General features: G+C 66.6%; 16 protein-coding genes. 13 read left to right on the top strand and 3 right to left on the bottom strand.

Annotation, left to right across the window (positions count from 1 at the left end; translation table 11 throughout):
* From AZG88_RS13525 to AZG88_RS53585, 10 genes are all read left to right on the top strand, one after another.
* Window positions 1-763 (top strand): SDR family NAD(P)-dependent oxidoreductase (locus AZG88_RS13525; RefSeq protein ID WP_231913980.1); only part of this gene is annotated, 763 nt, incomplete at its 5' end.
* A 55-nt stretch (window positions 764-818) separates the two neighbouring features.
* Window positions 819-2,006, top strand: coding sequence for a fumarylacetoacetate hydrolase family protein (locus AZG88_RS13530; protein WP_005243473.1), 1,188 nt, complete (start codon window positions 819-821; stop codon window positions 2,004-2,006).
* A 1-nt stretch (window position 2,007) separates the two neighbouring features.
* Window positions 2,008-2,958 (top strand): C-terminal binding protein, encoded by a 951-nt coding sequence (locus tag AZG88_RS13535; protein ID WP_061698028.1) that lies wholly within the window; start codon window positions 2,008-2,010, stop codon window positions 2,956-2,958.
* 26 nt (window positions 2,959-2,984) lie between these two features.
* Window positions 2,985-4,421 carry an aldehyde dehydrogenase family protein gene (locus tag AZG88_RS13540; RefSeq protein WP_231913981.1) on the top strand — a complete coding sequence of 479 codons (1,437 nt, stop codon included), beginning with the start codon at window positions 2,985-2,987 and terminating at the stop codon, window positions 4,419-4,421.
* The gene (xylB, locus tag AZG88_RS13545) at window positions 4,421-5,953 is read left to right on the top strand and encodes a xylulokinase (protein WP_061697979.1); all 1,533 of its coding nucleotides are present in this window, start codon (window positions 4,421-4,423) and stop codon (window positions 5,951-5,953) included. Before AZG88_RS13540 ends, xylB begins: the two co-directional genes overlap by 1 nt.
* Entirely contained in the window at window positions 5,950-6,600 is a 651-nt protein-coding gene (locus AZG88_RS13550) for an HAD family hydrolase (RefSeq protein WP_061697980.1), read from the top strand. Before xylB ends, AZG88_RS13550 begins: the two co-directional genes overlap by 4 nt.
* Before the next feature lie 24 nt (window positions 6,601-6,624).
* A complete protein-coding gene (gene rpiA / locus AZG88_RS13555; protein WP_025432007.1) occupies window positions 6,625-7,383 on the top strand; it encodes a ribose-5-phosphate isomerase RpiA in 759 nt (252 codons plus the stop codon).
* A 17-nt stretch (window positions 7,384-7,400) separates the two neighbouring features.
* The gene (locus AZG88_RS13560; RefSeq protein WP_231913983.1) at window positions 7,401-8,855 is read left to right on the top strand and encodes an aldehyde dehydrogenase (NADP(+)); all 1,455 of its coding nucleotides are present in this window, start codon (window positions 7,401-7,403) and stop codon (window positions 8,853-8,855) included.
* Window positions 8,856-9,553: 698 nt separating this feature from the next.
* Entirely contained in the window at window positions 9,554-9,844 is a 291-nt protein-coding gene (locus AZG88_RS53580; protein WP_005243463.1) for a hypothetical protein, read from the top strand.
* Window positions 9,820-10,308: a hypothetical protein gene (locus tag AZG88_RS53585; protein ID WP_231913984.1), complete on the top strand. Its 489-nt coding sequence runs from the start codon at window positions 9,820-9,822 to the stop codon at window positions 10,306-10,308. Before AZG88_RS53580 ends, AZG88_RS53585 begins: the two co-directional genes overlap by 25 nt.
* Window positions 10,309-10,755: 447 nt before the next feature.
* On the opposite strand, the gene AZG88_RS49815 is transcribed toward AZG88_RS53585, so the two are convergent.
* The gene (locus tag AZG88_RS49815; protein WP_082833302.1) at window positions 10,756-11,148 is read right to left on the bottom strand and encodes a WhiB family transcriptional regulator; all 393 of its coding nucleotides are present in this window, start codon (window positions 11,146-11,148) and stop codon (window positions 10,756-10,758) included.
* Window positions 11,149-11,177: 29 nt separating this feature from the next.
* Window positions 11,178-11,825 (bottom strand): 4-carboxy-4-hydroxy-2-oxoadipate aldolase/oxaloacetate decarboxylase, encoded by a 648-nt coding sequence (locus AZG88_RS13585; protein WP_061698029.1) that lies wholly within the window; start codon window positions 11,823-11,825, stop codon window positions 11,178-11,180.
* A 351-nt stretch (window positions 11,826-12,176) separates the two neighbouring features.
* Between AZG88_RS13585 and AZG88_RS13590 the strand changes: the two genes are divergently transcribed.
* From AZG88_RS13590 to AZG88_RS13600, 3 genes are all read left to right on the top strand, one after another.
* Window positions 12,177-13,058 (top strand): DUF1932 domain-containing protein, encoded by an 882-nt coding sequence (locus AZG88_RS13590; RefSeq protein WP_061697984.1) that lies wholly within the window; start codon window positions 12,177-12,179, stop codon window positions 13,056-13,058.
* Window positions 13,059-13,361: 303 nt separating this feature from the next.
* Window positions 13,362-14,744: an MFS transporter gene (locus AZG88_RS13595; RefSeq protein WP_061697985.1), complete on the top strand. Its 1,383-nt coding sequence runs from the start codon at window positions 13,362-13,364 to the stop codon at window positions 14,742-14,744.
* A gap of 171 nt (window positions 14,745-14,915) precedes the next feature.
* A complete protein-coding gene (locus AZG88_RS13600; RefSeq protein ID WP_061697986.1) occupies window positions 14,916-15,578 on the top strand; it encodes a GntR family transcriptional regulator in 663 nt (220 codons plus the stop codon).
* A gap of 807 nt (window positions 15,579-16,385) precedes the next feature.
* Here the strand turns inward: AZG88_RS13600 and AZG88_RS13605 are convergent.
* Window positions 16,386-17,504, bottom strand: coding sequence for an alpha/beta hydrolase (locus AZG88_RS13605; RefSeq protein WP_061697987.1), 1,119 nt, complete (start codon window positions 17,502-17,504; stop codon window positions 16,386-16,388).
* Between the last annotated feature and the right edge of the window lie 39 nt (window positions 17,505-17,543).

Here is a 17,543-nt window from a genome sequence, read left to right on the forward strand (position 1 = left end):
TGGCCGCGGCCGCGGCCGCGCACTAGAAACCGGGAAGGGAAACACCATGCGCGGATTGAACGGGAAAGTCGTGGCAGTGACCGGATCGGCGGGCGGCATCGGTGAGGCCGTGTGCGCCCGGCTGATCGACGAAGGCGCGAGCGTGTATGCGCTGGACCGAACGGCTTCACCGCTCGGCGAGTCGACGATCGTCGACATCACCGACCCGGACGCGATGGAGCAAGTCGCCACCCGCATCGCCGAACGTGAAGGCCGCATCGACGGACTGGTCGCCGCCGCCGGCGTCGTCGAAGACGACATCGCCGCCGAGGAGATGACCCTCGACGAGTGGGATCGCACCCTCGGGGTGAACCTGCGAGGGCTGTTCATCACGAACCAGGCCTTCGGCCGGCGGATGCTGGCGCAGAACTCCGGCGCCATCGTCAACATCTCCTCGATGAGCGGCAATCACGTGGTCAACGTCCCCCAGAAACAGTGCGCCTACAACGCCTCGAAGGCGGCGGCCACCGCGCTGACCAAGTCGCTGGCCTCCGAATGGGCCGACCGCGGCGTCCGCGTCAACGCCGTCTCCCCGGGCTACGTCGCCACACCGCTGCTCGCCCGGAAGGCACACCAGTTCCGGCAATGGCTCGACGCCACCCCCCAGCAGCGGATGGCCGAACCCTCGGAGATCGCGGCCGCGGTGGCCTTCCTGCTCAGCGACGAGTCGGGCTACTTCTGCGGCAGCGAACTCGTCGCCGACGGCGGCTACAGCCTCCGCTGACCACCTGCGGCCTTCACACTTCCACCACAATAGAAACGAAACGGATCTCGACACCATGAACCTCATCGATCAGCACGCAGCAGTCCTGCCCGCCGACGCGGCGAATGCCACCCTCGTCGGTCGCGTCCACGACGACGCCATCGGCGGCCCGTGCATCGTCACCCTGCGCTCGGGTGCGGTGGTCGACATCACCGACGCCTTCCCGACCATGACCGACCTCCTCGAATCACCGGACCCGGTCAAGGCCGTCCGCAGCGCTGTCGGCACCCGCTCCTGGCCCATCGCCGACGTCCTCGCCAGCTCGCTCGCCGCCCGCACCAGCGCCCCGTATCTGCTCGCACCGGTCGACCTGTCGGTGCTCAAGGCCGCCGGGGTGACGTTCGCGACGTCACTGCTCGAACGGCTCATCGAAGAGCGCGCCGGCGGCGACCCCGAACAGGCCGACGCCATCCGCGGCGACTTCGAGCGGCTCATCGGCACGACCCTGTCCTCCATCGAACCCGGCAGCGAGGACGCGGCCCGGCTCAAGGAAGACCTCAAGGCCCGCGGCCAGTGGTCCCAGTACCTCGAGGTGGGGTTGGGACCGGACCCGGAGGTCTTCACCAAGGCGCCGGTCCTCTCGGCGGTCGGGTGCGGCTCCGAAATCGGTGTCGCGCAGGTCTCCTCGTGGAACAACCCGGAACCGGAAGTCGCCCTCGCGGTCACCTCCACCGGACGCATCGTGGGTGCGATGCTGGGCAACGACGTCAACCTCCGCGACGTCGAGGGCCGCTCGGCGCTGCTGCTGCCCAAGGCGAAGGACAACAACGCCTCGGCCTCGCTCGGACCGTTCATCAGGTTGCTCGACGAATCGTTCACCCTCGACGACGTCCGCGCCGCCGAGGTGCGCCTGCAGGTACTGGGGGAGGACGACGGTTTCGTTCTCGACGACGTGAGCTACATGCGCGAGATCTCCCGCGACATCAGCACCCTCGCCGAATACACCGTGGGCGACGCCCACCAGTACCCCGACGGGATCGTCCTCTACACCGGCACCCTGTTCTCCCCGACGCACGACCGCGGCGGCGAGGGCATGGGATTCACCCACCACATCGGCGACGTGGTGCGGATCTCGAGCCCGAAACTCGGCACCCTCGTCAACCGCGTCAACCACTCCGAGAAGGCGCAGCGCTGGGAGTTCGGACTGCGGTCGTTCATCGCCAACCTGCACGGGCGCGGACTGGTCGGAAAGGTCGGTGCCTGAGATGCGGATGGTGATCACCGACCACAACTTCGCCGGCGAGGACTTCGAACGCGCCGCCGCGAAAGAACTCGACGCCGACTTCGCCGTCTTTCACGCCACCACCGAGGCCGAGGCGATCGAGGCGGTCCGCGGCGCCGACGTCGCGCTGGTCAACTTCGCCCCCATGACCGCCGCTGCGCTCGCCGCGATGAACCCGAACGGGGTCGTCGTCCGCTACGGCATCGGCTTCGACAACGTCGACCTCGACGCCGCCACCCGGCTGGGGGTGCGGGTGTGCAATGTGCCGGACTACGGCGCCGACACCGTCGCCGATCATGCCGTCACCCTCACGCTCATGCTCCTGCGCAAAGTTGCCCAGTTCGACCGCGCATTGGCGGCCGGCGGCTGGCCGTCCGCGACCGAACTCGCTCCGATCCGCTCGACCAGCGAGACGACGGTAGGTTTGCTCGGCACCGGGCGGATAGCGCTTGCCGTCGCAAAAAGGCTGCAGCCCTTCGGGTTCGACCTGATCGCCCACGACCCGTACGCGAACCCCGACGTCGCCGCCGACCACGGCATCACCCTCGTCGACCTCGACGAGCTGTTCCGACGGTCCCACGCGCTCTCGCTGCACGCCCCCGCCACCGCGGACACCCGCGGAATCGTCAACGCCGACAATCTCGCCAAGATGCCGTTCGGATCGTTCCTGGTCAACACCTCACGCGGCGCCCTGGTCGAGCAGGACGCCGTGCTCGACGCACTCGACTCCGGCGCGCTGGCCGGGGTCGGACTCGACGTCTTCCATCCGGAACCTCTGGCCCCCGACCACCGGCTGCGCGCGCACCCGAATGCCGTCCTCACCCCGCACGCCGCCTTCTACTCCGAACAGTCGCTGCGCGATCTCCAGCGCCTCGCCGCCGAGGAGGCGGCCCGGGCGATCCGGGGCGAGCCGCTGCGATGCCCGCTGAACTGACCACCCCCGAGCGAAAGGCGCATGCCATGACGATCACCACACTGAACAACTACATCGACGGCGGGTGGGTCCGGAGCGAGACGACCTTCAAGGCTCTCAACCCGGCCGACGAGAAGGTCATCGCCGAGGTCCCCGCCTCGACCGCCACCGATGTCGACGCCGCCGTCACCGCGGCCCGCCGCGCCTTCGCCGACTGGCGACACGTCAACCCGACCGTGCGAGCCCGCTACCTCCACACCATCGGCGACATCGTCAAGACCCGCGAACGTGAACTCGCCGAAGCGATCACAACCGAGATGGGTAAGACCATCGGTGAGGCGACCGGCGAGGTCGACAAACTCGCCAAGGCGTTCCACTTCTACGCCGAAGAGGCCACCCGGATCCACGGGGAAGTGATCCCCAACGATGTCGACGGCTTCGCCAGCATGGTCGTCCAGGAACCGATCGGCGTCATCGGGGCGATCACCCCATGGAACTACCCGCTCGAACTGGTCGGGTGGAAGCTCTGCGCCGCACTCGCGGCCGGCTGCACGATCGTGATCAAGCCGTCGCAGTACGCCTCGCTGTCACCGGCACTGCTGTTCGCCTGCATCGACGAAGCAGGACTGCCGGCCGGGGTGGCGAACCTGGTCCTCGGCGGGGGCGAGACGGGCCCGGCGGTGGCCGGTCATCCCGGATTCGACAAGCTGGCGTTCACCGGATCGACGGCGACTGGCGGCAAGATCGCCCGCGGCGTGCCCGCCGCGAAACCCCTGACGATGGAATTGGGCGGCTCGTGCCCGATGATCGTCACCGACCGGGCGGACATCGACGCCGCCGTCGCGGGCGCCGCGCGCCGCGGGTTCCGCAACGCCGGACAGATCTGCATCGCCATCAACCGCATCTACGTGCACGAAACGGTGTACTCCGAGTTCGTCGACCGACTCACCGCGAAGGTGTCCGAGCTGACCGTCGGTAACGGCATGGACCCCACGGTCGACGTCGGACCGATGGCGACCCGCGCCGGCCTCGACGTCGTCGACCAGCACGTGCGCGACGCCATCGCCCGAGGCGCCACCGTCACCACCGGCGGCACGCGGATCGAGACGCTCGCGCCCGGGAACTTCTACCAGCCGACGGTCATCGCCGGCTGCAACCCGCACATGCTCGTGATGCACGAGGAGACATTCGGCCCCGTAGTCGGCGTCATGCCCTTCAGCAACCTGAAGAACGCGGTAGACCTCGCCAACGGCACCGAGGCCGGTCTCGCGGCCTACCTCTACACCGGTGATCTCGCGCAGGCCCACGACCTCGGCCGGCTCCTCGATTTCGGCAATGTCGCCGTCAACAACGTCGACGCCGGAATCATGAACGCCCCCTACGGCGGCCGCAAGGGCAGCGGGTTCGGCGTCGAGCACGGCAAGGCCGGGTTGGAGGGGTACCTGCAGTACAAGCACCTCCGCATCCAGTACGGGACACGGTAATGACCGCCGCCGCGCGAGTGCACCTCGGCGTCGACATCGGGACCTCGTCCTGCAAGGTCGTCGCCGTGGACCACACCGGTGCGGTGATGACCACCGCCGTGCGTGAGTACCCGCTGTTCTCCGACCGTCACGGGTGGTCCGAACAGGACCCGCACGACTGGTGGGCGGCCACCGATGCCTGCATTCGAGAGGTCACCGCACAGCTGCCCCGCCGCGGTGACGAGATCGTCGCCATCGGATTGAGCGGGCAGATGCACGGCCTGGTGGCCCTCGACGACACCGGCACGGTCATCCGGCGCGCCATCCTCTGGAACGACCAGCGGTGCGAAGCCGAATGCGTCGCGATCACCGACACCGTGGGTGGCCCCCACGCGGTCCTCGACGCCACCGCCAACCGGCTCATCACCGGATTCACCGCAGGCAAGGTGGCCTGGCTACGCGACCACGAACCCGAGAACTTCGCCCGGACCCACCGAATCCTCAACCCGAAGGACTACCTGCGCCTACGGATGAACGGACAATTCGTCACGGACGTGTCCGAGGCGTCCGGAACAGGCCTGTTCGACGTCGCCAACCGCACGTGGTCCCCGGCGATGCTCGCGGCGGTCGGGGTGCGCGAGTCGATGCTCCCCGAGGTCGTCGAGTCCCCCGAACCCACCGGCACCCTGCTCCCGGACATCGCCCACGCCTGGAACCTGCGAGAGGACGTCCAGGTGTACGGCGGAGGCGGGGACGCGGTCGTCCAAACGGCCTCGATGGGCATCACCCGCCCCGGCGACATCGGAGTCACCCTCGGCACGGCCGGCATCGTCGCCGCGGTCTCACAATCGTGCCCGGACAACGTCACCGGCGCCGTGCAGGTGTCCTGCTACAACCAGCCCGGCTACTGGCACGTCATGGGAGTGTCCCTGTCCGCCGCCGGGGGACTGCAATGGCTCGCCGACGTCATCCACCAACTGCCGGGAGCACAGGACGTCAGCTTCACCGAACTCATCGACCTGGCCAAGAAGGTGCCCGTCGGCGCCGACGGCCTGCTGTTCCTGCCGTATCTGGCCGGCGAGCGATCCCCGCACTACGCCCCCTCGGCGAGCGGGGCCATGGTCGGGCTGACCCGCATGCACGGGCTCGGGCACCTCGTGCGCGCCGTGATCGAGGGCGCGCTGCTCAACATGCGGCAGATCCTCGAATCCTTCACCGAGTTGGGGATTCCGTGCGACCGGATCATCGCCTCCGGCGGAGCTACCCGCGACGGCTTCTGGCTGCAGACGATGGCCGACGTGTTCGACACCGAGGTCGTCACCATGACCGGCAGCAGCGAAGGCGGCGCGTACGGTGCCGCGATCGTCGCCGGGGTCGGGGCAGGCACCTGGGAATCCTTCGACGATGCCTACGGGCACCTGGAGGTGTCCTCGCGACATCTTCCCGGTCCCACCGAAGTCACCCGCTACACCCGGATCTTCGAGGGTTACCGAAACCTGTTCGGACACTTCACCGACGTGTTCTCCGACATCGACATCGCAAGGAAGACATGAGCACCACGCAGACGAAATTCACGGCAGTCGTCTTCGACCTCGACGGCACCCTGGTCGACAGCAGCGAGGACATCGCCGCGGCCATGAACGAGGCACTGTCCTCTCACGGTGATCACCGGGTCACCGTCCGGCAGGTCGCCGACGCACTCGGCGGCGGCCCCCGCGCACTCGTCGAACAGTGCCTGCGGGTCGCAGGCCTGCCCGTCACCGCACCGATCGTCGACGACGTCCTCCGGACCTACTCCGAGCGTTACCGCGCGAATCCGGCGAGAAAGACCCGCCTGATCGACACCGCCGCCGCAGTGCTCGCCGAGCTGGACGCCCGGGGCATCCAGCTCGGAGTATGCACAAACAAGCGGACACTGATCGCCCACGCGGTCCTCGATGCACTGGGGCTCGGGAAGATCATCGGGGCGGTCATCGGTTCCGACGCCACCGACGGGCCCAAGCCCGATCCCCGGCATCTCACCGACACCATCGCCGCCCTCGGCGCCCCCTCGACAGTGCTCTACGTCGGTGACACCGACATCGACCGCGACACCGCGGCGGCCGCAGGCATCCGCTACGCCCATGTGAGCTGGGGACACCCCGATATCGACGCCGACTTCCGGCTCGACTCGTTCGACGACCTGCTCGCCCTCATCTGACCCACCCGAAAGGAACTCCTCCACATGTACACGACCGAAACCCCCCAGGACGCGGCGAAATACGCCGTCGGCCGGGCCGCGGTGGAGCGCTACGCGCACGACGGCGCCCAACTCGGACTCGGCTCCGGAACGACGTCCGCATGGTTCGTGCGGGCCCTCGGAGAGAAGGTCGCCGACGGCCTCGACGTCGTCGGTGTCCCCACCTCCACCGCAACCCGCGACCTGGCCTTGTCGGTCGGTATCACCCTCGTCGATCTCAACGACCTCGACCGCCCACTCGATGTGACGCTGGACGGGCCCGACGAGGTCGACCACGACGGAGACATGATCAAGGGTGGCGGCGCCTGCCTGCTGTGGGAACGCATGGTCGCCGAGGCCTCGTCGAAGATGGTGTGCATCGCAGACGACACCAAACTGGTCGAGCAGCTCGGCTCCTTCCCGCTTCCGATCGAGGTCATCCCGTTCGGGTGGAAGGCGACTCGGAGATCGATCTCCGCACTGCTGACCGACCTCGGTTACACCGACATCGAGATCATTCAGCGACACCGGAACGGGCAGCCCGTGGTCACCGACAGCGGCAACTTCATCCTCGACGCCCATATGGTCGCGATCACCGACAAGGCCCTGCTCGACACGAACCTCAACTGGATCGCCGGCGTCGTCGAGAACGGGCTGTTCACCGGAATCGCCCACGAAATCCTCATCGCTTCCCCAGACGGGGCGGCGAAACTCATCGAACTGCCGCACCGGAATGCCGCCAGGATCCCGGAGTGGCGCAAATGAGAGGAACCGGTACAGACATGGACCTGGACAACGTGCTGGGACAGGCGGCAGCCGCCACGGCCGAGTTTGCCCGTCAAACCCCACAGCAGCGGTACGCGCAACTGGTAGAAATCGCGAACCGTCTCGACGCCGCAGCCGACGAGCTGGTACCCGTCGCGATGGAAGAAACGCACCTCCCGGAGCCCCGCCTGCGGGGCGAGCTCGCCCGGACCACGATGCAACTGCGCCTGTTCGCCGAACAAGCACAGACCGGCGAGTTCCTCGACGTCCGCATCGACGACCCCGATCCGGACTTCGGTTCCGGACCGAGGCCGAACCTCCGCCGCATGCGAATCCCGATCGGCGTCGTCCTCAACTTCGCCGCGAGCAACTTCCCGTTCGCCTTCTCGGTTGCGGGAGGCGATACCGCGTCGGCGCTGGCCGCCGGGTGCCCGGTGGTCGTGAAAGCCCACGAAGGGCACCCGAAACTCAGTGAGCTCACCGGGAGACTCGTCTCCGCAGCACTCGACGATGCCGGAGCCCCGGCCGGAGCCTTCCACGTCATCGAGGGCCGTGACGCCGGCATCGACGCGCTCCGCGACGAACGCGTCGACGCGGCAACCTTCACCGGATCGGTGCGCGGAGGATTGTTCCTGGCCGGCATCGCGGCCGACCGACCGCGACCCATCCCGTTCTACGGAGAACTGGGAAGCATCAACCCGGTGTTCGTCAGCCAGGCCGCAATCGACGAGCGTGGACAGGCGATCGCCGAGGGCTTCGTGGACTCCTTCACCCTCGGCAGCGGCCAGTTCTGCACCAAGCCGGGCATCGTGTTCCTGCCCGCCGGCCACGGCCTGGACGACATCCTCACCGAGCGGATCGGCGGAAAACGCACCGGCGCACTACTTACCGACTCCATCACCTCCGGCTTCGCCGACCGGCTCCAGGAGATCGGCGACCAGATCGGCGGACGGATGCTCGTCGAACCGACAACGGTCGATGGCTGCCATCAGCCCGCACTCCTGTCCATCGACTACCCCACCTTCGTCGAGCACGCGGACAACGTGCTCACCGAGGCTTTCGGCCCGTTCTCGATAATCGTCGAGTACACCGACGTCAAGCAGCTCACCGACGCCGCCAGTCGCCTGCACGGCTCGCTCACCATCACCCTGCACGCAGAAGAAGCCGACGCGGACACACTCGACGACCTCCTCCGCCTGGCCGAGACACGAACCGGGCGAATCCTCCTCAACGAGTGGCCGACCGGAGTATCGGTCACACCCGCACAGCACCACGGCGGACCCTTCCCCTCGACGACATCACCACTACACACCGCGGTCGGAACCGCAGCCGTCGAGCGATTCCTCCGCCCCGTCGCCTTCCAGAACTACTTCGACTCCTGGCTCCCCGAACCACTGCGGGACGCCAACCCCTGGAACATTCCCCAAAAACGGTCGCCGGCAGGGCAATCGCAGGTCTGGGGGCGGGGCTGAAACGCTGAGGCATCAGGGGGGAACGGTGTTGTAGAGCTACAACGGTGTGGCGCTACAACATCGGACACACAGGGCATCTCCGGCATGCAATAGCCACCGATGACAGCCCTCGCCTGCCATCGGTTCCACCTGGGCTGGTGCCGCATGTCTACGAAATCGCATCCGAATGCGAATCGCCGTCAGGAGGATTCCGGCGGTGTGCAGGGCATGGAGAGCGGCCTGAGTAAGGAATGAGTAAGGAAATGGAGGTTGGCGTCATGCATCTCAGTCAGGTCCGTGCTTGGGCCACCGGGTTCAGGGACCGCATCCACGCTGAGCGGGGGCGCCGTAAGGATGCGCCAGCGCTCGTCGACGGTGGACACGCTAGAGACGTCCAGTTGCAGCCTGCCCCGCTATGCGTGCGGCCCCCTTCGCGTCCGGGTATCGGCTGGACACATATGTTGCCCCATGGTTCGTCGCCTGCGATGAAGTGCTCCAGGTTGCAACTGTCATCCCTCGTAGGCGCGGCGGGTGCGGTGCTCGTTGTGGGATTCTCGGCCCACGCGGAGTATCAGTCTCTCTTGCTCGGAGACTACGACTAACCAGACGAAGTTGCGCTGCTGATCACGAATACAATGTTGCCATTGTGGTAGGAAATACTCTGCTCCAATGGTTTACGTGCTCGATTCTCTTTCTGGTCGTGGGCATCGGCCTCGGGGGTGAATCCGTGGTTCGGCCGGCTCCCTCGGCTCGGTGATTGCGCCTGCAAGGACTCTAACGGCAACAGCACTGCCGTCCTGGCGATCATCGCGACATTCGGCGGCAAGGCGGTTGGGGCGATCACCCGCCAGCAGATAGCCGACTGGGTACAGCGGATGGTTGCTGCGGGTAAGTCGCCCTCCACGGTGCGGCACGCCTACTTCGTCGTGCGGATGGTGCCGGCGCAGGCCGTGGTGGACGTTGTCGACGACCCAGACATGGCGGCGTGGAACTCCCTGCCTTGGCGCTGAATCCGAACGCGCGACCCAAGCCCGGCACCCTGGGGGTAGAGCGGACCATCATCACCGTGGAAGGCGCGTTGGCGTACGACACCCCCGAGACCAAGGGGAGCCGGCGGAGGGTGCCGCTGAGCCCCGCAACCGTCGCGGTGTTGCGAGACAACCTCGCCGCACACCCGAGGCGGGGCGAACCCACCGCGCCCCTGTTCCCGGCGATGCGGCTTGTCGCGCAGAAACCCACGGGCCGACGCGCCACCGATGAGAACGGGAAACGCATCGTCCCCAAGGCTGAAGACGCCCTGGCCGCGCTCACAGTTGACGAAGCAGAAGCGCGGTTGACACTGGACTGGGTCAACCCGCTACTGCGTGATTCTGTCCATCACAGGAGTCTGCCTTCCGGTACCGACAAGTCGGTGTGTACGCCGCCCGTGTGCCGGGGTGGTGCGGCTGCGAACAAGAAGAGTCCTGGCCGCTGAGTCGCTGGCCAGGGACTTAGTGGAGTGGGTGGAAGGGTGTTCACCTATGGCGAGCAATGATGCAGGCCTTGGTAGCTCCGCGAACTGACTGTCCGGTAATCACGCGTAAGAGGGCTTCCACTCACACCTCCTTATCGTTGTCGCGGCCGCCGAACCGGCCCTCATCTCGCATAGTTCCAATGACCCTCATGAGCCGCCGACGAGGCTGAGCTGGCAGGGGAGTGGACTGCCTCACCGTAAGTGTCCGCACGGGAGGATCTGCACACCTCCGGCTGAGGAGCTTGCAGGGTGCTGCCGGTCTGTGGGATGAGTGAAGCAAACACGTGCGCAGCCTCTCCAGTGAACCCGCTGTACTTTTTGGCAGCGCTACACGCACGTCGCCGACCGACGAGCACGCTAGCGGCCGATCTCGGTGCTCTGGTTCCTGCACTGTCGGGTCACGCGGCGCTAAGATTTCCGTGCTAGACGGTCCGAGTTATGGCCGGGTACAGGGTGTTTCGAGGAAATGCGCATTGCCCTTCTCTGGCCGTTCCGTGTGCGTGGGTGGCCGTGTGGTGGTGGGCCGGGTTCGTGCCATCGCCGGTCTGCTTCGGTGGTGCCACCCCAGACGCCGTAGGGTTCGCGCACGGTGATCGCGTGGGTGCGGCATTCGCGTTGTACGGGGCAGGTGGCGCAGGCGGCTTTCGCCTGCCGTTCGCGGCGGAGGCGCGCGCCGCGGCCTTCGTTGTCGTGGGCGAAGAACAGTTCGGTGCCGGTGTTCCGGCACTGAGCGTGCATCTGCCAGTCCCAGAGCTGGGTACAGGGCTGGGGTAGGTGCGGCGTCAGGCTGAGCGATGGCATCGTCCCGCTCCACTTCGTTTAGCTCGAGGTCAGTTCGGGAAGTAGCTGCTCAGAGTGCCGGTCAGGCCGAGTAGTTCGACGGTGGAGGCACCCTCGGCGATCTGTTCGCGGAACTTGGTTTCCTTGTCCTCGCGGGCCTGGGCGAGCTCGAGGGCGGATTCGACCTCACCGGCGCGGACAACGACCAGGCCGTCGCGGTCGCCGACGATGATGTCGCCGTTGTGGACGGTGGTGCCCGCGATGTCGACGGGTTGGCCGATGCTGCCCTTGTAGGCCTTGGTCGTGCCCCGGATCGACAGGCCCTTGGCGAAGAGCGGGAACTTCATGTCGATGATCTCCTCGGCGTCGCGGACCGCGCCGTGGATGACCAGGCCGGCTATCCCGGCCTTTTGCGCTGCGGCGGTGAGGACGTCACCCCAGGCTCCGGCGTCGAGGAAGCCGCGCGCGTCGGCGACGAGGATGTCGCCGGGGCGGGCGTGCTGAAGGGCGGCGTGCAGCATCAGGTTGTCGGCGGGACCGGCGTCCACTGTGAGCGCGGGACCGGCAAGCTTCATCGACGGGTCGATCGGCTTGATCACGGCACCGATGGAGCCACGTTGCCCCTGGGCCTCGTAGATGGTGGCGGCACCGAGCTCGCGGAGGCGGGCGAGTTGCTCGCCGGTGGGTCGAGTGCTCATGGTGTTCTCCTGTTTCTGCGCGGTTGTGTCGCCGCGATGGTGGTGCGGTCTGCCGAAGATGTTGCGGCTCTGCAGATGTGAGGTGTGACCGGCGGACTGCGGCCCGGCGGTCAGGGGTGGAGCGTCGGTTTCATGGAGGCGCCCCGGTGCTGCGCGGTCGGCGCGGGTCACCGGCGCCGGAGGGCGAGGGCTTCCTCCGTTGCCGGGTGCGGTGGCACCTGGTAACGGATCCGACAAAAAAGTACAGTATCAGAACAATCTCTGTCATCATAGGGATTCGATCAGGTAGTTGACGGGCCGTTGCCGGACTATCGCTCATATTTTGTACTCACTCTGAGGTAGGAGAAGACCATGAAGTTGGCGATCATCGGATGTGGTGAAGTGGGCCGCCTGTATGCCCGGGCCGCGGCGGAGTCCTGTGATGTCGTTCTCTGCGATGCGTATCCGTCACCGGCTGCGCGTGAGCTGGCGATCGAGCTGGGCTTAACGCTTCATGAGCGTGTGGGCGACTGGCTCGCCGGCGTGGACCGGGTGTGGTCGTGTGTGACCGGCGACGTCGCCGCGGCGGTGGCCGAGCAATCCGGAGCCTTCCTGTCGCCGGAGGCAATGTTCGTCGACCTGAGTACCGCCACCCCGGCCGACAAGCGGTTCTCGGCGGACTTCCTGCGCGGCAGGGGGATCGAGTATGCGGATGCGGTAATCATGGGCGCCATCGGCATGACGGGCCTGCGCACGTCCCTGCTGGTCTCCGGGGACGCCGCCGAGGCGGCGGTGGCCGACTTCGCCACGATTGGGGCACCGTCGCGGGCGCTGGAGAACGCCCGGCCCGGGGATGCGGCGGCACTGAAGCTGCTGCGCACCGTGCTGACCAAGGGGATCGAGGCGCTGGCGGTCGAGTGCCTCGTGTCGGCGGAGAAGCAGGGCGTGCGCGAGGAGCTCTACCGGGTGCTCGGCGACATCGACACCCAGGGATTTACCGCCTTCCTCGATGCGGTGGTGCGCAGTCACCTCCTGCACGCCGAGCGCCGCGCGCACGAGGTCGAACGCGCCGTCGCCCAACTCGATCAGGCAAACCTGCCCTCGTCGGTACTTGCGGGCACGCGCACCCTCTACGAGCGCACTGTCCACTCCCTCGCCGCCCACCCGCCCGGCCCGGACGCCGCGGCATCCATCGATTCCGCACTCGCGTGGCTACTGAGCGTGTCCGAGACTGACACCCCCGCCGTGGTCTGAGCCCATCTCCGCGCGCACCGTCTGCCCTCTGGCCGACCCCGGCTGTGGGCCCGGGGTCGGCCAGAGGCGTCCTCCGCGCACCCCGCCGCCCGATAGGTGACAATTTAAGGAACAAAAACACAGGTATGACCGACTAAACACGGCAGTATTGCCAATATTGTTCTCAGATTGTATGTTCGTTACAGATCGAGTGTGGCGCGCAACACAGCAACCTGATGCGGCTCGTCACGATGGCAGAGTCCAGCCCCACGGGATGAACGCCCGCTCTCGACTTCCCAGCAGCTTGTACGAAGGAGTTCACCAATGTCCCGTGACCTGGACGCGCCCGAGATCGGCGCCTACCGCAGCGCGGTGATCCGCAAGATCAAGATGCGGGTGCTGCCGTTTCTGGTGGTGCTCTACATCATGGCGTTCATCGACCGCGCCAACGTCGGCTATGCCGCCCTGGAGATGAACGCCGACCTCGGAATCACCAAGGCGCAGTTCGGGCTCGCCGCGGGATTGTTCTCTATCGGGTACTTCCTGTTCGAGGTGCCGAGCAACATGCTGATGCGTAAGGTCGGCGCCCGCAAGTGGATCGCCCGCATTCTCTTCAGCTGGGGCGCCGTAGCCGTCCTGACTGGCTTCGTACATGACTTCACCCAATTAGCCATCGCCCGAACGGTTCTCGGCATCGCGGAAGCTGGCTTCTTCCCCTGCGTGCTTCTGTACCTGACGTTGTGGTTCCCCGAACGGGAACGCGCCCGCGTCGTCGCCCAGTTCATGATCGCCCTGCCGGTGGCCACCCTCATCGCGGGCCCACTGTCCGGGATGATCCTCGACCACGTGCACTGGTTCGGCGTCGAGAGCTGGCGCTGGGTGTTCATCCTCGAAGGCATCCCCGCTGTCATGCTCGGCTTCGTCACCCTGTTCGTCCTGGTCGACGGCCCGCACAAGGCCAAGTGGCTCACCCGCGACGAAGCGGACTGGCTGACCGAGACCATCGACGCCGAGAACCGGGCCAAGGCCGCCGCCCACGGCCAGGTGTCGTTCCTGCGCAGCCTGGCCGGGATCCGCACCCTGTCGCTGTCGTTCATCTACTACAGCAAGTCCGTCGCGATCTACGTCCTCGCCTTCTTCACCCCCAGCATCGTCGCCGGCCTCGGTGACAAGCTCAGCAACACCTCCGTCGGGTTCATCACCGCCCTCCCGTACGCCGCCGCCGCGATCTTCATGGTCTGGTGGGCCCGGCACTCGGACCGAAACGGTGAACGCCGTTGGCACGTCGGGATTCCGCTGCTCGTCGCCGCCGCCGGCCTGGTCTCGATGGTCTTCGTCCAGGACAGCCTGTGGTTCTCGGTGATCCTGCTGGTCGTCATCACCGTCGCCGTCTACGCCACCTACGGACCGTTCTGGGCGCTGCCCTCGTTGTTCCTGACCGGACCCGCCGCGGCCGTCGGCCTGGCCTCGATCAACTCGCTCGCCAACCTCGGCGGCTTCGTCGGCCCCTTCGGCTTCGGCGCCCTCGAAACCGCCACCGGCGGCATCTACTGGGGCCTGTCCATCGTCGCAGCCATGCTCGTCATCGCCGCGGGCCTGGTCACCCGGCTCCGGTTCGTCCGAGAGGCCGAGGCCAAGGCCCGCGAACTCGCGGCCACCGACGCCGCCCGGGAGTTATCCGACAAGGACGACGTCCGCGTCTCCTAACCACCCTCACCAATCCGCACTGGGCGGGCTCGCCTCGGCGAGCCCGCCCAGACCCATCAGGAACAGTACGATCGAAGTACAATCTGACTAATCGCAGCGGTCTACAGCACCCGGTGCAGCGGTCCGGACGCCCGTCGCACCGGGGGACAACGCACACAGAGGAGACACCCGATGGCTCAATCGAGTTCGATGGTCTACGAACTGGTCCGGAGCCGAATCATGGCCGGACACTACGCGCCGGGCGCGCACCTCACCGAGGGGCAGCTCTGCGAGGAACTCGATGTCAGCCGCACCCCTGTCCGGGCCGCGCTCCGCCGCCTCACCGAGGAAGGACTGATCCAGACCGAGCCACATCGCGGTGCGTTCGTCGCGCAATGGACCCGCTCGGACGTCGACGAGGTCTTCGAACTGCGCTGCATCCTCGAATCCCGCGGCGCGGGCCTGGCCGCCGCACGCCGATCCGCGGACGAGTGCGCAGAGTTGCGCAAGTCCGTCGACGAAATGGCGAAGATCGCCGAAGCGAAGAAGTCCACCTACAAAGACGATCTCCACCACAACAACCGAGAGTTCCACCTGCTCGTCCTCTCGGCCGCACGCTCACCTCGCCTGTACAAGATCGCCGAACAACTCGCCTACACCTCAGTCACCCTCGGCACCTACTTCTACTACTCCGACACCGACATCGCCCGAAGCATCCAGTTCCACCGCGACATCACCGACGCCATCACCGCACAGAACCGCACCGTCGCCGAATCCCTCATGTCCGCCCACATCGGCGTCGGACACGTCGCCTTCGACGCCGGACGCTTCGGACAATCACACCCGGACGACTGAGACAGCGGAGCCCCTGTCTAGTTGAAGGACGGACACTCGAAGGTCCGCATCTACACCAGCCTCTGGGGCGTGCCCCTTCGTAAAAACGCTGATAGGTGCATTCCGATACCGGCCCATCGGACGCTCCTGACCAGGCGCATAGATGTCGTCCGCTGACAATTTCCCGAGCGCGGCGAGAAGTGGGACGCAAATGACGTGAAACCCCGGGGCGGCACGCGTCCTAGATCCCCACAAACTGTAGATTCCACGGCTCGATGTCACTCCACGAGGCCTACAACCTGCGGGTTCTCAACGCCGCGTCGGTGCTCGATTCTCACGAACTTGCCGGAACCTCAGCCCGGTCGCTCTCCCGAAGGGTGTCGTCGTCGCTGTACGCCAATCCGCGGAGCCCGATACCAGTCCGCCCCCGCCTTCTGCCGGCCCGCCCGGGGTGCGGCTGCCGACCTGCCGACCGCGTGCGCTGCGTGGGCAAGACCCGTTACGGCCCGCGTCGTGAGAGGGCCGGCCTGAGCAGTCAACAGGCCACTGCCTCCAGGTGGGTCAGGAGGGCGGTGATCGCGATGGCCAGTCCGATCGCGATCGTTCCCGCTCGTTCATTGTTGTCGGCACTGTTCCCAGTCATCGGTGTCCTTCCGTCCGTACTCCGTCAACCCGGTTCGGCAACCGCGGTGCGGTGCGGTTGTGTCGTCGCGAGAACGGTTCTGTCCGTGCACCTGTGGATGCGTCTCGGTGTCCCTGGCATCACGCGTCGAGGTTGATGGTGATAGGGAAATGCACAACCGGGTCCGGTCACTGCCCGCCAACCCGTTAGGTGAGGTTCTGGGTGTAGAACTCGGTCAGCTTGTCGAAGGGGATCATCTCGACCCGGTCGTAGAGGTCGACGTGACCGGCACCGGGCACGATCACCAGTTCCTTGCGGTCACCGGCGAGGCGGTAGGCCTCTTCGGTGAACTCGCGCGAGTGCGCGTCTTCGCCGGCGACGAACAGCATCGGGCGGGGCGAGATGGTCTCGATGTCGTTGAAGGGGTAGAAGTTCATGAACTTGACGTTGCTCGACAGCGTCGGCTGGGTGGTGGTGTCGGGGCTGTTGCCGCGCGCGGTGCGGTAGAAGTCGTAGAACTCGCGCTCGATCGGGCCGGACTGATCGGTCACCTGTTCGGGTGTGCCGCCGGTGTATTCGGTGGGTCCGCCGGTGAATTCGACGTCTCGCTGGGCTGCGGCTTGCGCCAGGGCGGCGTTGCGCTGATCGAGGGTGACCGAGTGGCCCAGCCCATTGCGGGCGGCACCGCCCATGTCGTACATGCTGACCGTGGCGACGGCCTTGATGCGGGGGTCGATCTTCGCGGCGCTGATGACGAAGCTGCCGCTGCCGCAGATTCCGAGCGCGCCGATGCGTTCGGTGTCGACGAAGGACTGGGTGCGCAGGAAGTCCACGCCGGCGCTGAAGTCCTCGGTGTAGATGTCGGGGGCGACGGCGTTGCGGGGCTCGCCGGCGCTGTCACCCCAGAACGACAGGTCCAGCGAGAGCGTCACGAAACCCTGCTCGGCCATCTTGGTGGCGTAGAGGTTGGCGCTCTGCTCCTTGACCGCGCCCATCGGGTGCCCGACCACCATGGCGGCGTTCTTGGTGTTGCGGTCGAGGTTTCTGGGGACGAACAGGTTGCCGGAGACGTCCATCCGGTACTGGTTCTTGAATGTCACCTTCTCCATGGTGACCTGGTCGCTGGTGTAGAAGTTGTCGGCACCGTGGGACAGATCACCGGAGGCCAGGTTCGCGACCGGCGAGGCAGGAGCTGCCGATGAGGTGGGCGAGTCGGCGGCCGAGCAGGCCGAGGCGGCCAGGACGGCGAGCGTGGCAATACCGGTGCCAGCGATTCTGGTCCAGTGGCGATGGCCTCGCCGCGCGGTGGTTCTGGTGGTGGTCATGCGGTACTCCTGATGTTCGTGTGCGAGTGAGTCGGGGGC

The organism is Rhodococcus sp. LB1 (genome assembly GCF_001583455.1).
GTDB classification, from domain to species: Bacteria; Actinomycetota; Actinomycetes; order Mycobacteriales; family Mycobacteriaceae; genus Rhodococcus_F; species Rhodococcus_F opacus.